Origin of the sequence: Streptomyces lucensis JCM 4490, from assembly GCF_014650035.1 — a bacterium.
GTDB lineage: Bacteria > Actinomycetota > Actinomycetes > Streptomycetales > Streptomycetaceae > Streptomyces > Streptomyces lucensis.
Genome location: NZ_BMUE01000006.1, coordinates 155,996 through 180,670 on the forward strand (window position 1 = coordinate 155,996; position 24,675 = coordinate 180,670).

Consider the following 24,675-nt stretch of genomic DNA (forward strand, 5'->3'; position numbering starts at 1 on the left):
ATCCGGTCGCCGTGCCGCGGGAGGAACCCGGACATGAGGGACGCGTCCGGCGACCTGCCGCACGCCGCCGGCCGGGGCAGTGCGATGATGAGCCCGCCATGTCTGCCCCCCACCCGCGCACGGCGCGCCCCGGAGCCGGGCTCCGGATCCTGCGGGCCGCGGCTTTCGCCGCGGTCTGTGTCGTGCTGGCCGCGGTCGGGCACTCGCTGGCCTCCTGCGCGAGCGTGCCGTTGTGGACGCTCGGCGCCGGCTTCCTCGGCTCCCTGCTGCTCGTGGCACCGCTCGCCGGGCGGACCCGCTCGCTGCCGGGCATCGCCGTGCTCCTCGCGCTCGGCCAGACCGTGCTGCACACGCTGTTCGGGCTGGGCCGGCACGGGGCCGCCATGGCCTCCGCCGGCATGCCGACGGGGGCGGCGAACGGGCCGCTGAGCGACGCCGCGCTCGTCGAGCGCGCGACCCGCCTCGTGTGCGGCTCCGGCCCGTCGGTGCTCACCCCCGGGCACGCCTACCGTCTGCTGCTCGACGCGCACCTCATCGACCCCTCGGGCCGGGCGGTCGGCGCGATGCCGCACATGCACCACATGGCCGGCGTCACCGGCTCCGCGGCACCGGCGTCGCTGCTGCCCTCGCTGCCGATGCTGCTCGGCCACGTCCTCGCCGCCGTCGCCACGGGCTGGCTGCTGCGCCGGGGTGACCTGGCCGTGCTGCGGCTGATCGAACTGTCGGCGCACGGGGTCGCCGAGGGCGCGCTCATGCGGTCCCTGCGCGGGGCACTCGCGCTGGCGCACGCCCTGTGCGCCGGGCTGCTGCCCGCCACCGGGCCCGTCCCGCACGGCCGTCGTACCGCCCCGGAGGCGGTACCGGCCCCCCACACCACCGCACTCCAGCACACGGTGATCCGGCGCGGCCCGCCGGCCGCGGCCTTCCGCCTCGCCGCCTGACGCGACCGCAGACCACTCCACACCGCCGGTGGGAGAGCGGCCGCCGTCGCGCGGCACGCGCGTGTGCGCACGCCGAACCCGACGAGTGGCACGGCCACGCGCACGCGTACCTCCCACCACACCGTGACCCTCACCGGTCCTCACCCAGAGTGGAGTGCTCTTCCATGCAGGTTTCCCGCGTCGTCTCCCGCCGCACCGCCTCCCGTGCCGTCGCCGCCGCCGCCGTCGCCGGCACGGCCGTCCTGACCCTGTCGGCCCCCGCCTTCGCGCACGTCTCCGTGCAGCCCGAGGGCACCGCGGCCAAGGGCGGCTGGGCGGTCGTCGACTTCAAGGTCCCCAACGAGCGCGACGACGCCTCGACCACCAAGCTCGAGGTGACCTTCCCGGCCGACCACCCGCTGGCCTCGGTCATGCCCGAGCCGGTCCCGGGCTGGACCGCGAAGGTCACCAAGTCCAAGCTCGACAAGCCGCTCACGATGCACGGCGAGAAGATCGACGAGGCCGTCACCAAGGTCACCTGGACCGCCGACGGCAAGGGCATCGAGCCGGGCTTCTTCGAGAAGTTCCCGCTCTCCGTCGGCGCCCTTCCCGAGGACACCGACCAGCTCGCGTTCAAGGCGATCCAGACGTACTCCAACAAGGAGGTCGTGCGCTGGATCGAGGTGCCGCAGAAGGGCCAGGACGAGCCGGAGAACCCGGCTCCCGTGCTCCAGCTGTCCGCCGCGACCGATGACCACCACGGCGCGGCGGGCGCCGAGGACGCCTCCGGCGAGAGCGCCGGCAAGACCGCGAAGACCGCTGCCGCCACCGACTCCGGCTCCGGCGGCGGCAGCGACACCACCGCCCGCGTGCTCGGCGTCGTCGGCATCGTCGTCGGCGCCGCGGGCGTGGCCTACGGCGTCCTCGCCGGTCGCCGCCGGACCGCCGCCTGAGTCCACGTTCCGTCCGCGCACCGGGGCCGTGCGACGCTGTCGTACGAGCCCGGTGCGCGCCGGAGTCATCACAACTGGGACATTTCTCTATGCGCAAGAAGACGTTCGCCGCGGCCGCGCTGCTCGCCGCCGCCACCCTGACCCTGTCCGCCTGCGGCGGCGGGACCGACAGCGGGGCGCCGGTCTCCGTGGTCTCGGAGGAGTCCGGCCCGGACAAGGCGGCCACCGTGCTGGACCAGCCGTTCGAGAAGCCGGACCTGGTCCTCACCGACACGCACGGCGCGAAGTACGACCTCCGCAAGGAGACCGAGGGACACCCGACCCTGCTCTACTTCGGCTACACGCACTGCCCCGACATCTGCCCCACGACGATGAGCAACATCGCCGTCGCCAAGAAGTCGCTGCCCAAGGCCGAGCAGGACGACCTCAGGGTCGTGTTCGTCACCACCGACCCCGGCCGTGACACCCCGGCCGAGCTGGGCAAGTGGCTCAAGGGCATCGACTCGCGGTTCATCGGCCTGACCGGCGACTTCGCCACCATCAAGGCCGGCGCCCGCTCGGTGGGCATCTCCGTCGAGCCGACGGCGAAGGACAAGAACGGCAAGCTCGTCTCGGTGCACGGCACGCAGGTCATCGCGTTCTCCCCGAAGACCGACGCCGGGTACGTCCTCTACGGCGAGTCCGCCTCGGTCGACGACTACACCAAGGACCTGCCCAAGCTGGCCGAGGGGGCGAAGCCGTGAGGCGTTCCCTCCTGGCCCCGGCCGTTCTGGCCGGCGCCCTCGCGCTCGCGGGCTGCTCCGGAACGGACTCCGATTCCGGCTCGGGTTCCGGTGCCGGTTCCGGTGCCGGGAAGGCCGACCTGTCCGTCGGCTCCCCGTACATGCCCGAGCCGGTCTCCGCCGACATGGCCGCCGGCTTCCTGACGATCACCAACAAGGGCGCTGCCGGGGACGAGCTGACCTCGGTCACCAGCGACCTCGGCCAGGTCACCATGCACAGCACGGCGGGCGGCGCCATGGCGGAGAAGTCCTCCTTCGCCATACCCGCCCACGGCCGGCTGGAGTTCCGCAGCGGCGGCAACCACCTGATGTTCGAGAAGCTGAAGCACCGGCCGAAGCAGGGCCAGACGGTCACCGTGAAGCTCACCTTCACCGAATCCGGGCCCCTCACCGTCGAGATGCCGGTGAAGTCCGCCACGTACAACCCGTCGACCGGCCACTGAGGGAGGGACCACTGTGACGCGGACCATCGCCCCCCGCCTGCGGATCCTGGTGCTGCTGTTCCTCGCCGTCACCGGCACGCTGCTGTCCGGTGCCGCACCGGCGTCCGCCCACGCAGCGCTGACCGGCAGCGACCCCGCACAGGGGGTGGTGGTCAAGAAGGCACCCACGCAGGTGTCGCTCACCTTCTCCGAGAAGGTGGCGACGAACGACGACTCCCTGCGGGTCCTCGACCCCAAGGGCAAGGCCGTCCAGACGGGCGGGGCCACCAACGTGAGCGGGACGACGTACGCGGTACGGCTGAAGAGCGGCCTGGCCAAGGGCACCTACACGGTCACCTACCAGGTCGTCTCGGCCGACAGCCACCCCGTCTCCGGCGCCTACACCTTCTCCATCGGGGCGCCCTCGCAGACCGTCGTCTCCGGCGCCGGACCGGCCGCGGGCGGCGGAGCCGTCGGGGCGCTGTACGCCTTCGGGCGGTACGTCTCCTACGCCGGCTTCATCGTGCTCGCGGGCGGCGCGGCCTTCGTGCTCGCCTGCTGGCAGCGCGGCGCGGGGGTACGGGCCCTGCAGCGGCTGGTCGTCGGCGGCTGGCTGGCGCTCACCGCGGCCACCCTGTGGCTGCTGCTCCTGCGCGGCTCCTACACCACCTCGGGCAAGGCCGCCGACATCTTCGACCTCGACCTGCTCGGCCAGGTGCTGCAGACCAAGACCGGTGCCGCGCTGGTCTCCCGGCTGCTGCTGCTCGCCGCCGCCGCGCTGTTCGTGGCCGTCCTCTTCGGCGCCTGGACCCGGCGCGAGGACGGTGAGGAGAAGCGTGACCTGACCTTCGGGCTGGCCGTCGGCGGGGTGGTCGTCGCCGCCGGGCTCGCGACCAGCTGGGCCATGGCCGAGCACGCCTCGACCGGACTGCAGCCGGGCATCGCCATGCCGGTCGACGTCGTCCACCTGCTCGCCGTCGCCGCGTGGCTCGGTGGTCTCGCCGCCCTGCTCACCGCCCTCTACCGGGCTCCCGCCGAGACCCCGGTGGAGGCGGCCGCCGTGCACCGCTTCTCCCGGCTGGCCTTCGGGGCCGTCCTGGCACTCGTCACGACCGGCGTCTACCAGTCCTGGCGGCAGCTCGGCTCCTGGTCGGCGTTCACCGAGACACGGTACGGACAGCTCCTGCTGGTCAAGATCGCCCTGGTGGCGGTGCTGGTCGGTATCGCGGCGGTGTCGCGGCGGTGGACCGGACAGCTGGCGGCCGGCACGGCCGCGACGGCCCCGGCCGGACGGGCTGGGAAGAAGCAGGTCGAGGAGGAGCACGCCGAGAAGGAGCGGATCGAGAAGGAGCGGGCCGAGAAGGAGCGGGTCGTCCCGGCCGCGGCCGGGAAGGCGGCCCGGACCTCCCCCGAGCCGTCCCTGGACGGGAAGGCCGATGCGGACGGTCCCGGTGACGGCGGCAAGGGTGCCGCGGGCCCGGGTGACTCCCGACGGGCCGCCCAGCTCGCCCGGCAGCGGGCCGCGATCGACGCCGCCCGGCAGAAGCGGCTGCGGGACTCCGACCCGGACCGGTTCGGGCTGCGCCGCTCGGTGCTGGCCGAGGCCGGCGTCGCGGTCGTCCTGCTCGCCGTCACCACCGCGCTGACACAGACCGAACCGGGCCGCACGGAGCAGGACGCCAAGGCAGCGACGTCCGCGTCCTCCAGCTCGTCGTCCTCGTCCTCCGCCGCTTCCGGCGCGCTGACCCTGACCATGCCCTTCGACACCGGCGGCACCGACGGCAAGGGCGTCGTCAGCATCGACCTGGACCCCGCCCGGGTGGGCGGCAACGAGATGCACGTGTACGTCCAGCGGTCCAACGGCCGGGCCTTCGACGTCCCGGAGGTAAAGGTCTCCCTCACCCTCGAAGCGAAGAAGATCGGCCCGCTTCCCGTGACCCCCGACCACATCGCCACCGGCCACTGGTCGGCGAGCGGAGTGCAGATTCCCATGGCCGGCGACTGGAAGGTGGCCGTCACCGTGCGCACCTCCGACATCGACCAGGCGACCGTCTCCAAGAACGCGCAGATCGGCTGAACCACACCATGCCCGACCAGTCCGTCCCCCAGGCCCGCGCCCCCGAGCCCGCGGTGCGGGAGTCCGCACCCGGCAGCGAGCGGGGCGTCTCCCGCCGCGCGCTGCTGGGCACCGCGGGCGCCACCGGTCTCGTGCTCGGCGCGGGCGGCGGAGCCGTGGGCTATGCCGCCGCGCCCGCGCAGGCCACCGCGCTGACCTCGGTGGGCTCCACCCGGGCGATGTTTCACGGGAAACACCAGCCCGGCATCACCGAGGGGCTTCAGGCCCGCGGTCATCTCGTCGCCTTCGACCTGGTGGCGGGCGCGGGCCGCAGAGAGGCGGCAGCCCTGCTGCGCCGCTGGTCCACGACGGCGGAGCGGCTGATGGCGGGCGAGGCCGCCCCGCACCACGACACCGACGTGGCGCGGGACGCGGGTCCTTCCTCCCTGACGGTCACCTTCGGCTTCGGGCGCAGCTTCTTCGACAGGACCGGTCTGCGGGCACAGCGGCCGGCCGCCCTCGATCCGCTCCCCGACTTCTCCTCCGACCACCTGGACAAGACGCGCAGCGACGGCGATCTGTGGGTGCAGATCGGCGCGAACGACGCCCTGGTCGCCTTCCACGCGCTGCGCGCCATCCAGCGCGAGGCCGGCTCGGCCGCGCGGGTGCGCTGGCAGATGAACGGCTTCAACCGCACGCCGGGAGCCACCGCGCACCCGATGACGGCGCGGAACCTCATGGGCCAGATCGACGGCACCCGCAATCCAAGGCCGGCCGACGCCGACTTCGACCGGCGGATCTTCGTGCCCGCCTCGGGCGAACCCGCTTGGATGGCGAACGGCTCCTACGCCGTCGTGCGCCGTATCCGCATGCTGCTGGACGACTGGGAGAAGCTGTCCCGCTCCGCCCAGGAACAGGTCATCGGGCGCCGCAAGGCCGACGGGGCGCCGTTGTCCGGGGGCGACGAGACGACCGAGATGGATCTGGAGAAGACCGACGCCAAGGGCGAGTACGTCGTACCCGTCAACGCGCACGCCCGGATCACCCGGCCCGACCGGAACGGTGGCGCGGCCATGCTGCGGCGCCCGTTCTCCTACCACGACGGCATCGACGCGGACGGCACGCCCGACGCCGGTCTGCTCTTCGTCTGCTGGCAGGCGGACCCGCTGCGCGGCTTCGTGCCGGTGCAGCGCAAGCTCGACCGGGGCGACGCGCTCTCGCGGTACATCCGGCACGAGGCGAGCGGTCTGTTCGCCGTGCCGGGTGGGGCGGCGAAGGGCGAGTACGTGGGACAGCGGCTGCTGGAGGGCTGATTCGCCCTTCTGCGGGCGCCAAGGGTTCAAACCACCCGGAAGAGTGGTCGTCGTGAGACAGCCGCGCCGGGTCGGCGGGCGGCCATTAGGGTGAGGGCATGCCAGCGAGCTATGCGTATCTGGGCCCCGAGGGCACGTTCACCGAGGTCGCCCTGCGGACGCTCCCGGAGGCGGCCACCCGGGAGCTGGTCCCGTATGTGTCGGTGCAGTCCGCGCTGGACGCGGTGCGGGCCGGCGAGGCCGAGGCGGCGTTCGTGCCGATCGAGAACTCCGTCGAGGGCGGCATCACCACCACCCTCGACGAGCTGGTCGCCGGCGAACCGCTGACGATCTACCGCGAGGTGCTGCTGTCGATCACCTTCGCGCTGCTGGTCAGGCCGGGTACGACGCTCGCGGACATCAAGACGGTCTCCGCCCACCCGGCGGCCCAGCCGCAGGTGCGCAACTGGCTGCGCACGCACCTCCCGGACGCGGTCTGGGAGTCGGCCGCCTCCAACGCGGACGCCGCCCGCCTGGTCCAGGAGGGCCGCTACGACGCGGCCTTCGCGGGCGAGTTCGCCGCCGCCCGGTACGGTCTGCGGGCCCTGGAGACCGGGATCCACGACGCGGAGAACGCGCAGACGCGGTTCGTGCTGGTCGGCCGCCCGGCCCGGCCCGCCGCGCCGACCGGAGCCGACAAGACCTCGGTGGTGCTGTGGCAGCGCGACGACCACCCCGGCGCCCTGCGCGACCTGCTGGGCGAGTTCGCCTCGCGCGGCATCAACCTCATGCTGCTGCAGTCGAGGCCGACAGGTGCCGGGATCGGCAACTACTGCTTCTGCATCGACGCCGAGGGTCACATCTCCGACCGTCGGATGGCGGAGACACTGATGGGTCTGAAGCGGATCTGCCTCCAGGTGCGCTTCCTCGGGTCCTATCCGCGTGCCGACATCACGCCGGACACTGCGCCGCCGACGCTGCCGGGTACCTCGGACGGGGAGTTCATGGCTGCGGCCGACTGGGTGGCGCGCTGCCAGGACGGCCGGTTCTAGCCGGTCGTACCCGCATATCATCGTTATCCACAGGCGTTATCCACAGGTACTCTTCTCGACCTGGGGACAAGTCGACACCCAAGGGGCATCCAGTCGACAAATCGCCCTACGGCCCACAGATGCGGTCACTGTCGCCTGGGTCACCCTTCGTCCACCCGTTTCCTGCGGTTCATCTTTTGGGGCGACCGTTTCCCACCCGATCGTGGGTATCGATGGGGTTTGACCGGGGAATTCTCCAGCCGGTCCGACGCTTCCGGAGTGATCAATTCCGAAATCCACAGACCTTCCACACAGCCTGTGGATAACTCTCCGGCAGGCCGCTCCCGCTGTGGACAACCGAGCGCCCAAGTCCCGGTCCGCACAAGGAAGTCCGGTCAACCGGAAGCCGGGGGCGCAACTCGTCCCAGGGAGTGAGACACTTTTCCTTGACACGCCCTGACACATTCGGCAATTACCGCACAACGGAACGTAAGCCGCGAATCAGAACTCCCCGGAATAGTGATTCGTGAGCGGCAACCGCGCACCGGTAGCCTTGGCCCCGTGATTGACCTTCGCCTGCTCCGTGAGGACCCCGACCGTGTGCGCGCGTCCCAGCGCGCCCGTGGAGAGGACGTCGCGCTCGTCGACTCCCTCCTGTCTGCCGACGAGCGGCGCAGGTCCTCCGGCGTCCGCTTCGACGAACTGCGGGCCGAGCAGAAGCAGCTCGGCAAGCTGATCCCCAAGGCCACGGCCGACGAGAAGGCCGAGCTGCTGGGACGTGCCGAGCAGCTGAAGGCCGACGTCAAGGCCGCCGACGCCGAGCGCGACGCGGCCGACGCCGAGACCCAGCAGCTGCTGCTCCGCCTCGGCAACCTGGTCCACCCCGGCGTGCCGGTCGGCGGCGAGGAGGACTTCGCCACGCTGGAGACGCACGGCACGATCCGCGACTTCGCCGCCGAGGGCTTCGAGCCCAGGGACCACCTGGAGCTGGGCCAGCTGCTCGGCGCGATCGACGTCGAGCGCGGCGCGAAGGTCTCCGGCTCCCGCTTCTACTTCCTCACCGGCGTCGGCGCCCTGCTGGAGCTGGCCCTGGTCAACGCGGCGATCGCACAGGCCACCGCGGCCGGCTTCACCCCCATGCTGACCCCGGCGCTGGTGCGCCCGCAGTCCATGGCGGGCACCGGCTTCCTCGGCCAGGCGGCCCAGGACGTCTACCACCTCGACAGGGACGACCTGTACCTGGTCGGCACCTCCGAGGTACCGCTGGCGGCCTACCACATGGACGAGATCATCGACGCCGACCGGCTGCCGCTGCGGTACGCGGGCTTCTCGCCCTGCTTCCGCCGCGAGGCCGGCTCGCACGGCAAGGACACGCGGGGCATCTTCCGCGTGCACCAGTTCGACAAGGTCGAGATGTTCTCGTACGTCGCCCCCGAGGACTCCCAGGCCGAGCACCAGCGCCTGCTGGAGTGGGAGAAGCAGTGGCTGACCTCGCTGGAGCTGCCGTTCCGCGTGATCGACGTCGCCACCGGTGACCTCGGCGCCTCCGCCGCCCGCAAGTTCGACTGCGAGGCGTGGGTCCCGACCCAGGGCAAGTACCGGGAGCTGACCTCGACCTCGGACTGCACCGAGTTCCAGTCCCGCCGGCTGTCGATCCGGGTCCGCGAGGGCAAGACCGTACGGCCCCTGGCGACGCTCAACGGCACGCTGTGCGCCGTTCCGCGCACGATCGTGGCGATCCTGGAGAACCACCAGCAGGCCGACGGCTCGGTCCGCGTCCCCGAGGTGCTGCGCCCGTACCTGGGCGGCCGGGAGGTCCTGGAGCCGGTGGCCAAGTGAGCTTCCCGTACGGGCTCATCGCCACGGACCTCGACGGAACGCTCCTGCGCTCCGACGAGTCGATCTCGCAGCGCACCCGTGACGCGCTCGCCGCGGCCACCGCGGCGGGCGCGGCGCACATCGTCGTCACCGGCCGGGCGGTCCCCTGGACCCGGCACGTCCTGGACGACCTCGGCTACGACGGCCTCGCCGTCTGCGGCCAGGGTGCGCAGGTCTACCACGCCGGGGAGCACCGCCTGCTGACCTCGGTCACCCTGGACCGGCAGCTGGCGGGGGTGGCCCTGGCCAAGATCGAGGCCGAGGTGGGCCCGCTGTACCTGGCGGCCAGCCGCGACGGCCTCGACGGCGAAGTCCTCGTGGGCCCGGGGTACGCGGTCACGGGCACGCTGCCCGCAGTCCCGTTCACGGACGCGTCCGACCTGTGGACCGCCCCGCTGAACAAGGTCTACATACAGCATCCGACGCTCGGCGACGACGAGCTGGCGGACACGGCCCGACGCGTGGCCGGCGGTCTCGTCACGGTGGCCATGGCGGGCGCCGGCATCGTGGAGCTGCTGCCGCTCGGCCTGTCCAAGGCCACGGGCCTGTCCCTGGCCGCCCGCCGCCTCGGCCTGAAGGCCGCGGACACGATCGCCTTCGGGGACATGCCCAACGACATCCCGATGTTCGCCTGGGCAGCCCGGGGAGTGGCCATGGCCAACGCCCACGAGGAACTGCGGGCCGTGGCGGACGAGGTGACGCTCTCCAACGAGGAGGACGGCATCGCGGCGGTGCTGGAAAGACTGCTGGGCTGAGACCCCGGCCGCCGTGCGATCACGCGGCACCACAAGGCCACCGGTCCAGGGGCGTCGGAGACGCCGGAATCAGGGCGCCGCCGAGTCACAGGACCGCCAGGTCACCGGGCGCCGGAGACGTACGAGACAGGGCAACGCCGAGTCACAGGACCGCCGGGTCACCGGGCGCCGGAGTCAGGGTGACGCCGGGTCACAGGACCACCGGGCCACAGGACCACCGAGTCACAGGACCACCGGGCCACACGACCGCCGAGTCACAGTGACAACGTCTCGCGGAGGATGCACGGATCGAACGTGCGCGGGGTCGCCCCCGACCACGGCTTAGCAAGCCGGTGCCTTACCACTCGGCCAATCCTCCGGGTGGGCGGCCCACGCGAGAGCGACATCGCGTGCTCGAAGCGGCCGCCCCGGGCAGTCCCCGAGCTTCACGGAGGAGTGGCGATCACTCCGGAGCCCGCCTCTGACCGCCCTGTCGGGAGCTGGGCGTACTGTCGTGCATGGACATCGCCCGGCTCCTCTCCCAGTCCGTCGCGCCGGGTTCGTCCCGGCGGGTGGGGCACGACCACTTTGCTCCGCCCGGGAGTCGGGCGCCACTGAATTAACCGGGGCCGGGCGCCGTCCTACCGGCGCCGCCACCGGCGGCGACGGGCCTTGCCGAAGAACCAGCCGGCCGGCGGCTCATCGGAGCGCCACGGCCGCGGCTGCGGCTCCTCGGCGCGCCAGCGGGCGGCGAGCATCCGGGCCCGGGCGGACGGTTCGGAGGTTCCGGCGGCCCGTACGAACGCCTCGTCCAGGACGATGTCGTCCCAGCCGTCACCGTCGGACCGGTCCCGTCCTTCGTGCTGCGGTATCTCCTCACCCATCTGCGGCCTCCTAGCCGTACTCCTGTTCGCCCAGTCTGCTCCGGGCGGGGTGAAGTCCCCGTCAAAGCCGCCCGCGCCCTCCTCCTCGTCGCCCCGCGGCCTACTCCTCGCCCGCCAGCGTCAGCGACCGCAGCTTCCGGCCGGCGTACCAGGTGGCCAGGACGGTGACGGCCACCAGCAGCACGGTCGCCGTCGGCAGTCCCACGTCGGAGGTCACCAGCTCCCCCTCGGCGACCTTGTGGGCGACCGCCAGCGACCACTGCTGGACGCTCAGCGTGCGGGCGCCGGGCACCAGGGAACCGAACAGCGCCTCCCAGACCAGGGCGTACACGAGCCCGAGGACCACCGCGTGCCGGGAGACGGTGCCCAGCAGCAGGAACAGCGCCGAGTAGGCGATGGAGGCGACCAGGGCGGCGATGGTGTAGGCGACGGCGATCTGCTGGCCGTTGCCGTTGAGGACGAGTCCCGCGATCATCGTCGGGACCGCCGAGAACACCATCGTCACGGCGATGGCCACGATGAGCTTGGTGAAGATGATCACGGGTCGCTTCAGCGGCTTGGACAGCAGGTAGACGACGGAGCCGTCGTCGATCTCCGGGCCGATCGCGCCGGTGCCGGCGATGACGCCGATGATCGGCACCATGGTGGCGAGCGCGAAGCCGCCGAGCACGTCGGACGCCGTCTGGTCGTCGGCCCCGGTCAGGCCGCGTACGGCCACGGAGATCACGATCAGCAGCAGCGGCAGCGCGCCGAGGATGAGGGCCCGGCGGCGGCCGAGCAGGGCCCGGTAGGTGAGCCGGGCGACGGTGGGGTCGTACATCTTTCGGCCTCCTACGCCGCGACCAGGTACGAGAAGACGGACTCGAGGGACTCGTCGGACGGCGAGACCGTCAGCAGCCGGATCCCGTGCTCGCGGGCGACCTTCGGCAGCAGGGTGGTGAAGCGGCCGAAGTCGACGGCCTGGACGCGCAGCGCGCCCTCGGCGACGTCGACCTCGATGCCGGACGTGGACGGGTCGGCGATCAGCGCGGCCGCGAGCGTGCGGTCGTCGCTGGAGCGCACGAGGTAGCGGTGCGGGCGGTCGGTCATCAGGCGGCGGATCCGGCGGAAGTCACCGCTGGCCGCGTGCCGTCCGGCGACGACGACCTCGATGTGCCGGGCGAGCTGTTCGACCTCTTCGAGGATGTGCGAGGAGAACAGCACCGTGCGGCCCTCGTCGCCCATCCTGCGCAGCAGGTCCATGAGCTGCATCCGCTGGCGGGGGTCCATGCCGTTGAACGGCTCGTCGAGCAGCAGCAGGGACGGGTCGTGCACCAGCGCGGAGGCCATCTTCACGCGCTGCCGCATGCCCTTGGAGTACGTGGAGATCTGCCGGTCCTGCGCGTACTCCATCTCGACCGTGGCGAGCGCCCGCGCGGCGGCCTTGGCGCCGAGTCCGTGCAGCTCGGCGTTGGCGACGACGAACTCGCGCCCGGTGAGGAAGTCGTACATCGCCTCCCGCTCGGGGACGACGCCGATGTGCTTGTAGACGGCCTCGTTGCGCCACACCGGCCGCCCGTCGAGGGTGACCGTGCCGGTGGAGGGGGCGAGGAAGCCGCCCATCATGTTGATGAGGGTGGACTTCCCGGCGCCGTTCGGGCCGAGCAGGCCCGTCACGCCGGGGCCGATGGTCATGGTGACGTCGTTGACGGCGACCACGTTGCCGAACCAGCGGGAGACGTGGTCGATGGAGAGAGTGCTCATGGGCGCAGCCCGTTCCTTGGAAGGGTGGTGGCGGGCGACGGGCCGGGCGTGGTCACAGTCCCACCTTCTTGTAGCGGCGGACGAGGAGGGCGTAGCACGCGGCGACCAGGCCCAGGGTGAGCAGGACGTACACCGCGCCCTGCCCGTGGGAGGGGACGATCCCGTCGGGGAAGGAGGAGTCGCCGCCGAGGAGGGCGGACTGCACACCGTCGATCAGCGTGACGGGCGAGAACAGGCCGATCCACGGGACGGCGCCGTCGCTGCCCTGGACGTGGGCGATGGCCTGGAGGGTGGAGACGGCGCCGTAGGAGATGGTGAGCACGGCGATCACGGCGGCGATGCCGAAGCCCCGGCGCGGGGTGACCGCGGCGATGACGAGGCCGACACCGGCGAACAGCAGCGAGAGCAGGGCCACGGAGACCAGTCCCTGGGCGAACTGCCCGGTCTGGTGGGCGAAGCCCATCTTGGCGAGCAGCGAGCCGAGGTACATCACGATCAGCGGGGCGCCGGTGAGGACGAACAGGGCGGACGCGAGCGCCGCGAACTTCGCCAGGACGTAGTCGGCGGTCTCGATGGGCCGCGAGAAGTACAGCGGCACGGTCTTGAAGCGCAGGTCGCGGGAGACGGACTGGGGCGCCTGCGAGGCGACGTACAGGCTGATCACGGCCTGCATGACGATCGCCCAGCGGGTGTAGGCGTGGGCGAGCGGCAGCTCGTGCGCCTTGGTGGTCACCGCGACGGCCACCATGATGGCGGCGGGCACGCACATGACCGCCAGCAGCAGCATCGGCAGCACCTTGGACTTCACCGAACGGCCGAGGCCGTAGGCGCCGCGCAGGGACTGCGAGTACAGCGAGCGGCGGGCGTAGGCGCGGCCGAGGCGGGGTCCGTCGTAACCGCGGTAGCCGATGTCGTGGATGCGGGTCTGGTCGCCCGCGGGGGCGAGGGGGTGCTCAACCGCCATGGCCGGCGGCCTCCTTCCGCTGCTCGTCGCTGCTGCTGAACACCTCGGAGATGTGGTGGCGGCGCTGTTCCATGCGCACCAGGCCGAGGCCGAGGTCGGCCACCACGTCCCGGACGAGGTCGTAGGTGTCCTCGCCCGTGGCGGTCAGCAGCAGGATGTGCCCGGCGCCGGGCAGTCCGCCCGCCTCGGCGTTCGTGTCGATCCCGCGCGCGTGGAGCGCGTCGCGGACCGCGCGGGTGCCGTCGGGGTGGGCGTCGCTGTCGGTGACCTCGATCGCGAGGGTGGTCGTGGTCTGGGTGAAGTCGGTGGTGGAGCTGGAGCGCAGCAGCTTGCCGCCGTCGATGACGACGACGTGGTCGCAGGTGCGTTCCAGCTCGCCGAGGAGGTGGGAGGTGACGAGGACCGAGATGCCGAAGTCGCTGTGGATGCGGCGGATCAGGCCGAGCATCTCGTCGCGGCCGACCGGGTCGAGGCCGTTGGTCGGCTCGTCCAGGAAGACCAGCCTCGGGTCGTGCACCAGGGCCTGGGCCAGCTTCACCCGCTGCTTCATGCCGGTGGAGTAGCCGCCGATGGGGCGGTAGCGCTCCTCGTACAGGCCGACGTGGCGCAGGGTGTCCGCGGTGCGCTCGCGCGCGGCGGCGGGCGGCAGGCCGGACATGCGGGCCATGTGGACGACGAACTCGGTGGCCGAGACGTCGGGCGGCAGGCAGTCGTGCTCCGGCATGTAGCCCACGCGCTCGCGGATGGCGGCGCCCTCGGTGGCCACGTCCAGGCCGAGCACCGCGGCGCGGCCCTCCGTGGCGGGGGACAGACCCAGCAGGATCTTGATCAGGGTGGACTTGCCGGCGCCGTTGGCTCCGACGAGTCCGGTCACACCGGGCCCGATGTCCACGGACAGCCGGTCGAGCGCGGTCACCCGGGGGAACCGCTTGCTCAGGCTTTCGGTCACGATCACAGTCACGGCTACGACGGTAGTGACACGGAGCAGGCCGGTCGTCAGACCGTGGAGGCGTCTTCACGTCAGACTCGAGTAGTACGGGACCCTGAGGGAACCCCGTCCCAGGTCTTGCCCCGGTCGTGCGCCGGGCGTCGTCCGCGGCCCTTGATCGACCCTATTGACGTTCTCTCTAACAACTGCCACATTCGCGAGTGTCACGTTACGGACGCGTACCGCGGCCGGCCGGCGTGACGCCCGGCGGGACGGCGGCCGGACACAGCGGACTCCCCGCACATCGCGGGTGGGCGGCGACGGGCGGAGGAACGGTGACCCTGGAAGGTGCGCGCGAGCGCCGGGTGCGAACCGGCGGGGTCGAGCTGTGCGTGGCCGAGCTGGGTGATCCCCGGCAGCCGACGGTGGTGCTGGTGCACGGCTACCCGGACAGCAAGGAGGTCTGGTCCGAGGTCGCCGCCCGTCTGGCGGACCGCTTCCACGTCGTCCTCTACGACGTCCGGGGCCACGGCCGCTCCACGGCGCCGAAGCCCCTGCGCGGCGGCTTCACCCTCGCCAAGCTGACGGACGACTTCCTGGCCGTGGCGGACGCGGTGAGCCCGGACCGCCCGGTGCACCTCGTCGGTCACGACTGGGGCTCGGTGCAGGGGTGGGAGTTCGTCACGACCGGCCGCGCCCAGGACCGGGTGGCGTCCTTCACCTCGGTGTCCGGACCGTCCCTCGACCACTTCGGGCACTGGATCGACGCGCGCGTGAAGCGTCCGACGCCCCGCCGGGTGGCACAGCTCCTCGGCCAGGGCGCGAAGTCCTGGTACGTGTACGCGCTGCACACGCCCGCCCTGCCGGAGCTCGCCTGGCGCGGCCCGCTCGGCAGGCGCTGGCCGAGGATCCTGGAGCGGACCGAGCGCATCCCCCGCGGCGACTACCCGACCTCCTCCCTGCCCTCCGACGCCGCGCACGGCGCCTGGCTGTACCGCGACAACGTGCGCGCCCGGCTGCGCAGGCCGCGCCCGGACGCGCACGCGCACGTGCCCGTGCAGCTCATCACGCCGCTGGAGGACGCGTTCCTCTCGGAACGGCTGTACGACGACCTGGAGCGGTGGGCGCCCCGGCTGACCCGCCGTACCCTGCCGGCCGGGCACTGGGTCCCGCGCACCCGGCCCGACCAGCTCTCGGCCTGGATCGCGGAGTTCGTGCGGTCCGTGGAGGACGGCCGTCCCGTGCCGAAGGCCGCCGGCCGCCATGCCGACCGGTTCGGCGGTCAGTTGGTGCTGGTCACCGGCGCCGGCGGTGGCATCGGGCGGGCCACCGCGTTCGCGTTCGCGCAGGCCGGCGCGCGCGTGGTGGCCGTCGACCGCGACAGCGCGGCCGCGGCCCGCACGGCCGGACGGTCCCGGCAGCTCGGCGCCCCCGAGGCCTGGGCCGAGACGGCCGACGTCTCCGACGAGCAGGCCATGGAGAAGCTCGCGGAGAAGGTCCACCGCGAGTACGGCGTGCTGGACGTACTCGTCAACAACGCGGGCATCGGCCTGGCGGGCTCCTTCTTCGCCACGACGACCGACGACTGGCGCCGGGTTCTCGACGTCAATCTCTGGGGCGTCATCCACGGCTGCCGCCTGTTCGGGGCGCGCATGGCCGAGCGCGGCCAGGGCGGCCACATCGTCAACGTCGCGTCCGCGGCCGCGTACCAGCCCTCCCGTGCCCTGCCGGCCTACAGCACGTCCAAGGCGGCCGTGCTGATGCTCTCCGAGTGCCTGCGCGCCGAACTCGCCGGACGGGGCATCGGGGTGAGCGCGATCTGCCCCGGCCTCGTCAACACCGGCATCACCTCCACGGCCCGCTTCGCCGGCGCCGACGAGGCCGAGGAACACCGCCTGCGGCGCAGGGCGACCCGGCTGTACGGGCTGCGCAACTACCCGCCGGAGAAGGTGGCCGCGGCCGTCCTGGACGCGGTGGCCCGGAACACGGCGCTCGCACCGGTGACCGTCGAGGCCCGCGGCGCACGCCTCCTGTCCCGCTTCCTGCCGGGGGCACTGCGCCGGATCGCACGGGTGGAACCCAGGCTGTGAGGGCACGGGCGGACGCCCTTCCGCGGCGGCGTCGGCGAACACCTCGCGAACGAGGGCCAGTTGTCCACAGGGACGCGGAACACGCCTGTGGACAACCGGGCTTGGCTGTGGATCAAACCCGCCGGTGAAAAGAACCTGCGTGATCCTCGTCTCTGCCGCACGCTGGAGCCATGGACGAAAGACGCACCGTCAAGGTGTCGAAGTACCTCTCCAAACACCTGCGCCACCAGCCCGAGCGCATCGGCCTCACACTGGACCCGGGCGGCTGGGTGGAGGTCGACACGCTGATCGCGGCCGCGGGCGCCCACGGCTTCCGGATCACCCGTGAGGAACTGGACCACGTGGTGGCCACCAACGACAAACGGCGCTTCGTGATCGAGGGCGCCAGGATCCGCGCCAGTCAGGGCCACAGCGTCGAGGTCGACCTCGGCCTGCCCCCGGCGCCCCCACCGCCGTGCCTCTACCACGGGACCGTCGCCCGCAATCTGGACGCGATCCGAAGCGAGGGCCTCAGGCCCATGAACCGGCACGACGTCCACCTCTCCGCCGACCGGGACACCGCCACCCGCGTCGGCGCCCGCCGCGGCCGGCCCGTGGTGCTGACCGTCGACGCCGCGGCGATGCACCGCGACGGCTACCAGTTCCAGGTCAGCGCCAACGGCGTCTGGCTGACGAAGGCCGTACCGCCGTGCTACCTCCTCTTCCCCGGTCCCGCTGAACACGGACCGCCCCAGGAGTCATGATCATCGGTATGGACTCTTCCTCCGGGCACCTGCCGACCACCGAGGCCGCTGTCACCGCCCTGCGCGCCCTCGCCGTCCACCACGCGCGCGAGATCGAGGTGACCCACGACATCGGCGCCGACCAGACCTCCCGCCGCAGCGCCGCGGGCGTCGGTGTGACCACGGACCCCGACGGCTCGCTCCCGCACGAGGCTCATGTGACGTTCGGCGGCACACCCCGCGTGGACGTACGGCTCTACCCGGAGGACGACGCGCTGGTCACCGTCGAGGGCGTCGAGTGCCACGACATCCCGCGCGACGACGTCCCGGCGTTCGTCCGCTCCGTCTTCGAAGGTCTCGCCCACGTCACCGCGCGCCGCTTCCCACCCGGCTACCGCCTGGTCGTCCCGCTCCCGGGTGACCGGGCCCACAAGGAGTACCTCCCCGGCGTCCTCCTCACCCCATGGCTGAGCAGCCGCATCAGGTGACCGTTTCGCCCGTGGCCGGCGGTGCCGCTTACTCTCGGACGCATGAGTCTGCGTCTGAGCACCGTGATCCTGCCCCACCGCCGCTGGAACGAGGGCGGCCGTTCGGCCTGGGTGCGCGCCGAGCAGCTCGGTTTCCACACCGCGTACACCTACGACCACCTCTCCTGGCGCAGCTTCCGCGACGGCCCGTGGTTCGGCGCGATCCCGACGCTGACCGCCGCCGCGGCGGCCACCGAGCGGCTGCGGCTCGGCACGCTGGTCACCTCACCGAACTTCCGGCACCCGGTGACGCTCGCCAAGGAGCTGATCTCCCTCGACGACATCTCCGGCGGCCGGGTCACCCTGGGCATCGGTGCCGGCGGCACCGGTTTCGACGCGACGGCCCTCGGCCAGGAGCCCTGGACGCCACGCGAGCGCGCCGACCGGCTCGCCGAGTTCGTGCCGCTGCTCGACCGGCTGCTCACCGAGGACACGGTGTCGTACGAGGGGGACTTCTACTCGGCCCACGAGGCGCGGAACATCCCGGGCTGCGTGCAGCGGCCCCGGCTGCCCTTCGCGGTGGCGGCCACCGGCCCGCGCGGCCTCAGGCTGGCCGCGCGGTACGGGCAGGCGTGGGTGACCACCGGCGACCCGAAGCTGTACGAGACCGGCACGCCCGAGCAGTCCGTCGAGGCACTGCGCGGGCAGGCCGGCAAGCTGGCTGAGGCCTGCTCGGCCGTCGGGCGGGACGTGACGGATCTGGAGAAGGTCCTGCTCACCGGCTTCACCCCGGACCGCGGCCGGCCGTTGCAGTCGCTGGACGCCTTCGTGGACTTCGTCGGCCGGCACCGGGAGCTGGGCTTCACGGAGATCGTGATCCACTGGCCGATCCCGGACTCCGACTTCGCCGCGGACCAGAAGGTCTTCGAGCGGATCGCCATGGAGGCCGTCGCCCAGCTGGGCTGACGCACGGTGCCAACGGGCCGCCCCGGCCACGGGGCTTCCGCGTGCCGAGCGTCATCTGTGTCTCATCTGTGCGCACTTCCGCACGACCGTGCGGGCATATGCGCGAGAATGACCGGGTGACCTCAGCGACCAGACAGCCCGGGACCCCCGCCGCCGGTATCCAGCCGCGGCTGATCGCCACCGACCTGGACGGCACGCTCCTGCGTGACGACAAGTCGGTCTCGCCCCGGACGGTCGCCGCGCTGGCCGCCGCCGAGGAGGCGGGCATCGAGGTCTTCTTCGTCACGGGCCGCCCGGCGCGCTGGATGGACGTCGTCAGCGATCACGTCCACGGCCATGGCCTGGCGATCTGCGGCAACGGCGCCGCCGTGGTCGACCTGCACGGCGGTGCCGGCGCCCACCGCTTCGTCAAGGTGCGCGAACTGGCCCGCGAGAACGCTCTGGACGCCGTGCGCGCGTTGCGCGAGGCGGCACCCGGCACGGTGTTCGCGGTCGAGCAGACGTACGGCTTCCACCAGGAGCCGGACTATCCCAAGCTGCACATGGAGATACCCGACCACCTCCGGCCCGCCGAGGAACTGCTCGCACCCGACGGTCCGGACGCCGACCAGCCCGTGCTCAAGATCCTGGCCTACCACCCCTCCCTCGACCCCGACGCCTTCCTCACCCTCGCCCGGCTGGCGGTCGGCGACCACGCCAACGTGACCCGCTCCAGCCCCAGCGCGCTGCTGGAGCTCAGCGGCTGCGGCGTGTCCAAGGCCAGCACCCTCGCCCTGTGCTGTGCCGAGCGCGGTATCTCGCACGAGGAGGTCGTGGCCTTCGGTGACATGCCCAACGACGTCGAGATGCTGACCTGGGCCGGCCAGTCGTACGCGATGGGCAACGCCCACCCGGACGTCGTCGCCGCCGCTTCGGGACGTACGGTCGCGAACAACGAGGACGGCGTGGCCGTGGTGATCGAGCAGTTGCTGGCGGACCGCCTCTGAGACACCGCGATCCGGCGTGACCGCCCGGCGAGCACGGCTCACACCGCTGCCGGCGGCCACCACGATCGACGGAACCGCCCGGCGAGCACCGGCTCACACCGCTGCCGGCGACTCCGCCTCCGCCTCGCGCCGTGCCATCGCCCGCAGGGGTCCGTCCACCGCGACCAGCTCCGTGTACGGCCCCCGCTGCACCACCCTGCCCGCGTCGAGCACGACCACCTCGTCCACCGACTCCAGTCCGGCCAGCCGGTGGGTGATGAGCAGCGTCGTACGGCCCTCCGTGGCGGCCAGCAGATCGGCGGTGAGCGCGTCGGCCGTCGCGAGATCCAGGTGCTCGGCGGGCTCGTCCAGGACCAGGACGGGGAAGTCGGCCAGCAGCGCGCGGGCCAGCGCAAGCCGCTGCCGCTGGCCGCCGGACAGCCGGGCCCCGTGCTCGCCCACGAGCGTGTCCAGGCCGTCGGGCAGTCCCTCCACCCAGTCCAACAGCCGGGCCCGGGACAGTGCCGAGCGCAGGTCGGACTCGGTGGCGTCCTTGCGGGCCAGCAGCAGGTTCTCGCGCACCGAGCTGTCGAAGAGGTGCGCGTCCTGCGCACACAGCCCGACGAGCCGCCGCACGTCGTCACCGGCCAGCGCGCCCGCGTCCACGCCGGCGAGCGTGTACGAGCCGGCGCACGGGTCGAGGAAGCGCAGCAGCACCTGGGCCAGGGTCGTCTTGCCGGAGCCGGACGCGCCGACCACCGCGATCCGCCGTCCTCGTTCCAGTGTGAGATCGAGACCGGCCAGCGCCTCCCCCCGCTGCCCCTCGTACCGCGCGGCCAGCTGCCTGACCACCACGGGGAACGGGGAGGCGGGTGCCGGCCGGGGCCGCTCGGGCTCCCGGACGGGCTCCGGGGCGTCCAGCACCTCGTACACGCGCTCCGCACTGCGCCGCACCCGCTGCCGGTACCGCACGGCGAGCGGCAGCCCCAGGACGGCCTCGAAGGCGGCGAGGGGAGTGAGGACGACCACGGCCAGCGCCACCCCGGAGAGCCGTCCGGCCGCCACCGCCTGGACGCCGAGCAGGGCCGTGGCCACGAGCGTCAGCCCGGAGACCAGCGCGGTGAGCCCGTCACCGAGCGCGGTGACGGTGGCGGCGCGCGAGGCGATCCGGGTGAGGGCGTTGTCAGCCCGCCGGGCCGCGTCCGTGCGGGCGGGCAGTGCGCCGGCGACGGTCAGTTCCGCGGTACCGGTGAGCAGGTCGGTCACGCGGGTGGCGAGCACTCCGCGGGCGGGCGCCAGTCGCCGCTCGGTGCGCCGGGCGACGGCCGCGGTCACCAGCGGCACGCCGGCACCGGCCGCCAGGAGGCCGGCGGCGAGAGCGGCACCGGCCTCCGGCAGCAGCCAGGCGGTGAAGCCGACGGAGGCGGCGGAGACGGTGAGGGCGACCGAGGCCGGAAGCAGCCAGCGCAGCCAGTAGTCCTGCAGGTCGTCCACGTCCGCGACCAGCCGGGTGAGCAGATCGCCGCGACGGGCGGTGCGCAGTCCGGCGGGTGCGAGGCGTTCCAGCCGCCGGTAGACCGCGACCCGGGTGTCGGCCAGCGTCCGCAGCACGGCGTCGTGGGAGACCAGCCGCTCGGCGTACCGGAAGACGGCCCGCCCGATGCCGAAGGCGCGGGTAGCCGTCACGGCCACCATCAGATAGAGCACCGGCGGCTGCTGCGAGGCCCGCGAGATGAGCCACCCGGACGTGGCCATCAACCCGACGGCACTGCCGAGCGCCAGGCTCCCCAGCACCAACGCGAGCCCGAGCCGCCCCCGCCGGGCCCCGCCCAGCCCCCGCACCCGCGCGAACACCGACGACCCCCCACCCCTGCCCCCTCCACCAGACCCGTCTCCCAGCCGGCCCTCCTCACCCCCGACTTCCAGCCGACCGACCCGGGCCTCCTCACCCCCGCCATCCAGCGCCCCGAGCCACCCCGCATCACGTTCATCTGCCGGCTTCCCGAGCCGGGCGTCCTCCGCCCCGCATTCCAGCTCCGCGAGCCGGTCCTCCTCGCTCCCGGCATCCAGCCGACCGAGTCGGGTGGCGGGTGGGCGAGGCCGGGGGTCCAGGGGGCGGAGCCCCCTGGTGGTCCGGACGCCCCCCGGGCACTCCACCGGCTCCGCCCCCAGCCGCACCACCCGGTCGGCCACATCCAGCAGTGCGGGCCGGTGCACGACGAGCAGCACCGTCCGCCCCACCGCGAGCCGCCGCACCGCCGCCACGACCTCCGCCTCCGTCGCCCCGTCCAACGCAGCCGTCGGTTCGTCGAGCAACAGCACCGGCCGGTCAGCGAGAAACGCCCGCGCGAGAGCGAGCCGCTGCCGCTGCCCCGCCGACAGGCCGGCCCCGTCCTCACCGAGCACCGTCTCCGCGCCCTGGGGCAACACGTCCACGAACGACAGCGCGCCCGCGTCGCGGAGAGCGCGGCGAACGGCGGCGTCGTCGGCACCCGGCCGCGCCAGCCGGACGTTCTCCGCGATGGTCCCGGCGTACAGGTGCGGCCGCTGCGGCACCCACGCGATCCGCGACCGCCACTCCTCCAGGTCGAGCCCGGCGAGATCGGCTCCCCCGACGCGCACCCGGCCCGCGGTGGGCCGTACGAACCCCAGCAACACGTTCAGCAGCGTCGACTTGCCCGCACCGCTCGGCCCGACGAGTGCCACGGTCTCGCCGGCCCCCACGCTGAAGGACACCTCCGTCACCGCGTCCGCCGAGCGCCCCGGGTAGCGAACGGTGACCCCTTCGAAGGCCACCGCACCCGCCGGCACCGCTGCCGTACCGCAAGCGGGGACCGGCGTCTCCAGGACGTTGAAGATCTCCTCCGCCGCGGCGAGCCCCTCCGCCGCCGCGTGGTACTGCGCGCCCACCTGCCGCAGCGGCAGATACGCCTCGGGCGCCAGCACCAGGATGACCAGGCCGACGTGCAGGTCCATGTCGCCGTGGACGAGCCGCATGCCGATCGTGACGGCGACCAGCGCCACCGACAAGGTGGCGAGAAGCTCCAGTGCGAAGGAGGAGAGGAAGGCGATCCGCAGGGTCCGCAGCGTGGCCTGCCGGTACTCGCCGGTGATCCGGCGGATGGAGTCCGCCTGCGCCTTGGCCCGGCCGAACACCTTGAGCGTGGGCAGACCCGCGACCACGTCCAGGAAATGACCGGACAACCGGGAGAGCAGGCGCCACTGACGGTCCATCCGGGACTGGGTCGCCCAGCCGATCAGCATCATGAAGAGCGGGATGAGCGGCAGTGTGACGACGATGATCACCGCCGACACCCAGTCCTCGGTGACGATGCGCGCCAGCACCGCCACCGGCACGACCACCGCAAGCCCCAACTGCGGGAGATAGCGCGAGAAATAGTCGTCCAGGGCGTCCACGCCGCGTGTGGCCAGGGTGACCAGCGAGCCGGTCCGCTGCCCGCTCAGCCATCCGGGACCGAGCGCCGCCGCACGGTCGAGGAGCCGCCCCCGCAGCTCCGACTTCACCGCCGCGCTGGCCCGGTGGGCGAAAAGCTCGGTGGACCACGCGACAACCGATCGCCCAGCGGCCACGGCGGCCAACAGCAACAGGGGAGTACGCAGATCAGTGACCGACTGTCCCTGCTGGAACGCCCCGACGACCACCTCGGCGACGAGCATCGCCTGAGCGATGACCAGCCCGGCACCGACGGCACCCAGACCGACGACCGCCACGAGGAAGAGACGGGTGTCGCGGGCGTACCGCAGCAGGCGTGGATCGATGGGTTTCACGTGAAACATGCCTCTCGGCCCAGAGGGTGTGTTTCACGTGAAACACACCCTCGGCGGACTCAGTGCGCGGCCCCGGCGGCAGCGTCAGGTGCGATGTGCTGCGTGCCGATCCGCTTGCGGAAGACCCAGTAGGTCCAGCCCTGATAGAGCAGAACGATCGGTGTGGCGACCGCCGCGCACCAGGTCATGATCTTCAGGGTGTACGGGCTCGACGAGGCATTGGTGACCGTCAGGCTCCAGCCGCCGTCCAGCGTCGATGGCATGACGTTCGGGAAGAGCGACAGGAAGAGCATGGCCACCGCGGCCACGATGGTGACGCCGGACAGTGCGAACGACCATCCCTCACGGCCGAGTTGATTGGCCACGAGAGCCGCTGCCAGCGCGCCGACCGCCACGACGAGCGCCACCAGACTCTTCCCGTCACCGCTGTCGGCCTGCGTCCAGAGCAGGAACGCGAGCGCCACGACGGCCGTGACGAGACCCACCCACCGGGCCAGGTTCCGGGCGCGTGTCCTGATGTCCCCCACGGTCTTGAGCGCGGTGAACACCGCACCGTGGAAGGTGAAGAGCGACAGCGTCACCAGGCCGCCAAGCAGGGCGTAGGGGTTGAGCAGGTCCCCGACGCTTCCGACGTACTCGAAGTGCCGGTCGATCTTCACGCCCCGCACGATGTTCGCGAAGGCCACGCCCCACAGGAACGCCGGGAGCAGCGATGTCCAGAAGATCGCCGTCTCCCAGTTGCGCTGCCACTTCTCCTCGGGTCGCTTCGCGCGGTACTCGAACGCGACGCCCCGCACGATCAGGCAGACCAGGATGAGGAGCAGAGGCAGGTAGAAGCCGGAGAAGAGCGTGGCGTACCACTCCGGGAAGGCGGCGAACGTCGCGCCGCCCGCCGTGAGCAGCCACACCTCGTTGCCGTCCCAGACGGGTCCGATGGTGTTGATCAGCACGCGCCGTTCGGGCCGGTCGCGGGCCAGGAGCCTGGTGAGGATGCCGACCCCGAAGTCGAAGCCCTCCAGGAAGAAGTAGCCGGTCCACAGGACGGCGATCAGGACGAACCAGACGTCGTGAAGTTCCATGACTGTTCCC

21 protein-coding genes and 1 tRNA gene are annotated in these 24,675 nt (G+C 72.4%); 14 read left to right on the forward strand and 8 right to left on the reverse strand.

The features are described 5' to 3' along the window. Positions 1-98 precede the first annotated feature (98 nt). The 9 genes from IE177_RS15940 to IE177_RS15980 all read left to right on the forward strand — a co-directional run bounded on the left by IE177_RS15940 (position 99) and on the right by IE177_RS15980 (position 10,089). A complete protein-coding gene (locus IE177_RS15940; protein ID WP_190015990.1) occupies positions 99-941 on the forward strand; it encodes a hypothetical protein in 843 nt (280 codons plus the stop codon). A gap of 164 nt (positions 942-1,105) precedes the next feature. Beyond that, complete coding sequence (locus tag IE177_RS15945) at positions 1,106-1,873, forward strand: YcnI family copper-binding membrane protein (RefSeq protein ID WP_190015991.1); 768 nt, start codon at positions 1,106-1,108, stop codon at positions 1,871-1,873. An 89-nt stretch (positions 1,874-1,962) separates the two neighbouring features. After that, the gene (locus tag IE177_RS15950; protein WP_190015992.1) at positions 1,963-2,616 is read left to right on the forward strand and encodes an SCO family protein; all 654 of its coding nucleotides are present in this window, start codon (positions 1,963-1,965) and stop codon (positions 2,614-2,616) included. Next, a complete protein-coding gene (locus IE177_RS15955) occupies positions 2,613-3,098 on the forward strand; it encodes a copper chaperone PCu(A)C (protein WP_190015993.1) in 486 nt (161 codons plus the stop codon). The genes IE177_RS15950 and IE177_RS15955 overlap by 4 nt, the downstream gene beginning before the upstream one ends. Before the next feature lie 13 nt (positions 3,099-3,111). Continuing rightward, positions 3,112-5,154, forward strand: coding sequence for a copper resistance CopC/CopD family protein (locus IE177_RS15960; RefSeq protein ID WP_190015994.1), 2,043 nt, complete (start codon positions 3,112-3,114; stop codon positions 5,152-5,154). 8 nt (positions 5,155-5,162) lie between these two features. Next, complete coding sequence (gene efeB, locus IE177_RS15965; protein ID WP_190015995.1) at positions 5,163-6,446, forward strand: iron uptake transporter deferrochelatase/peroxidase subunit; 1,284 nt, start codon at positions 5,163-5,165, stop codon at positions 6,444-6,446. Between the two features lie 98 nt (positions 6,447-6,544). Then, positions 6,545-7,477, forward strand: a complete 933-nt coding sequence (gene pheA, locus IE177_RS15970) for a prephenate dehydratase (protein ID WP_190015996.1) — start codon at positions 6,545-6,547, stop codon at positions 7,475-7,477. Positions 7,478-8,017: 540 nt separating this feature from the next. Continuing rightward, positions 8,018-9,295: a serine--tRNA ligase gene (gene serS, locus IE177_RS15975; protein ID WP_190015997.1), complete on the forward strand. Its 1,278-nt coding sequence runs from the start codon at positions 8,018-8,020 to the stop codon at positions 9,293-9,295. Continuing rightward, positions 9,292-10,089, forward strand: a complete 798-nt coding sequence (locus IE177_RS15980; RefSeq protein WP_190015998.1) for an HAD family hydrolase — start codon at positions 9,292-9,294, stop codon at positions 10,087-10,089. The genes serS and IE177_RS15980 overlap by 4 nt, the downstream gene beginning before the upstream one ends. 273 nt (positions 10,090-10,362) lie before the next feature. On the opposite strand, the gene IE177_RS15985 is transcribed toward IE177_RS15980, so the two are convergent. From IE177_RS15985 to IE177_RS16010, 6 genes are all read right to left on the reverse strand, one after another. Continuing rightward, a tRNA-Ser gene (locus tag IE177_RS15985) sits at positions 10,363-10,447 on the reverse strand. Between the two features lie 262 nt (positions 10,448-10,709). Continuing rightward, a complete protein-coding gene (locus tag IE177_RS15990) occupies positions 10,710-10,952 on the reverse strand; it encodes an SGM_3592 family protein (RefSeq protein WP_190015999.1) in 243 nt (80 codons plus the stop codon). Between the two features lie 100 nt (positions 10,953-11,052). Beyond that, a complete protein-coding gene (locus IE177_RS15995) occupies positions 11,053-11,772 on the reverse strand; it encodes an ABC transporter permease subunit (RefSeq protein ID WP_190016000.1) in 720 nt (239 codons plus the stop codon). Positions 11,773-11,783: 11 nt separating this feature from the next. Beyond that, positions 11,784-12,695 carry an ABC transporter ATP-binding protein gene (locus IE177_RS16000; RefSeq protein WP_190016001.1) on the reverse strand — a complete coding sequence of 304 codons (912 nt, stop codon included), beginning with the start codon at positions 12,693-12,695 and terminating at the stop codon, positions 11,784-11,786. A 52-nt stretch (positions 12,696-12,747) separates the two neighbouring features. Next, positions 12,748-13,659 carry an ABC transporter permease gene (locus IE177_RS16005; RefSeq protein ID WP_190016002.1) on the reverse strand — a complete coding sequence of 304 codons (912 nt, stop codon included), beginning with the start codon at positions 13,657-13,659 and terminating at the stop codon, positions 12,748-12,750. Further along, positions 13,649-14,614, reverse strand: coding sequence for an ABC transporter ATP-binding protein (locus IE177_RS16010; protein WP_190016219.1), 966 nt, complete (start codon positions 14,612-14,614; stop codon positions 13,649-13,651). The genes IE177_RS16005 and IE177_RS16010 overlap by 11 nt, the downstream gene beginning before the upstream one ends. Before the next feature lie 308 nt (positions 14,615-14,922). Here IE177_RS16010 and IE177_RS16015 point away from each other — a divergent pair, with 308 nt between their 5' ends. The 5 genes from IE177_RS16015 to IE177_RS16035 all read left to right on the forward strand — a co-directional run bounded on the left by IE177_RS16015 (position 14,923) and on the right by IE177_RS16035 (position 19,818). After that, the gene (locus IE177_RS16015) at positions 14,923-16,677 is read left to right on the forward strand and encodes an SDR family oxidoreductase (RefSeq protein ID WP_229816064.1); all 1,755 of its coding nucleotides are present in this window, start codon (positions 14,923-14,925) and stop codon (positions 16,675-16,677) included. 170 nt (positions 16,678-16,847) lie between these two features. After that, positions 16,848-17,420, forward strand: coding sequence for an RNA 2'-phosphotransferase (locus tag IE177_RS16020; protein WP_190016003.1), 573 nt, complete (start codon positions 16,848-16,850; stop codon positions 17,418-17,420). Next, positions 17,417-17,887, forward strand: a complete 471-nt coding sequence (locus IE177_RS16025) for a hypothetical protein (protein WP_190016004.1) — start codon at positions 17,417-17,419, stop codon at positions 17,885-17,887. The genes IE177_RS16020 and IE177_RS16025 overlap by 4 nt, the downstream gene beginning before the upstream one ends. A 42-nt stretch (positions 17,888-17,929) precedes the next feature. Beyond that, the gene (locus tag IE177_RS16030) at positions 17,930-18,832 is read left to right on the forward strand and encodes an LLM class flavin-dependent oxidoreductase (RefSeq protein WP_190016005.1); all 903 of its coding nucleotides are present in this window, start codon (positions 17,930-17,932) and stop codon (positions 18,830-18,832) included. A gap of 98 nt (positions 18,833-18,930) precedes the next feature. Then, positions 18,931-19,818: an HAD-IIB family hydrolase gene (locus IE177_RS16035; protein WP_190016006.1), complete on the forward strand. Its 888-nt coding sequence runs from the start codon at positions 18,931-18,933 to the stop codon at positions 19,816-19,818. 93 nt (positions 19,819-19,911) lie between these two features. On the opposite strand, the gene cydD is transcribed toward IE177_RS16035, so the two are convergent. Both cydD and cydB read right to left on the reverse strand, forming a co-directional pair. Beyond that, on the reverse strand, positions 19,912-23,595 hold the full coding sequence (gene cydD / locus IE177_RS16040; protein WP_190016007.1) for a thiol reductant ABC exporter subunit CydD: 3,684 nt from the start codon (positions 23,593-23,595) through the stop codon (positions 19,912-19,914). Between the two features lie 50 nt (positions 23,596-23,645). Then, a complete protein-coding gene (gene cydB, locus IE177_RS16045) occupies positions 23,646-24,665 on the reverse strand; it encodes a cytochrome d ubiquinol oxidase subunit II (protein ID WP_190016008.1) in 1,020 nt (339 codons plus the stop codon). Positions 24,666-24,675 lie beyond the last annotated feature (10 nt).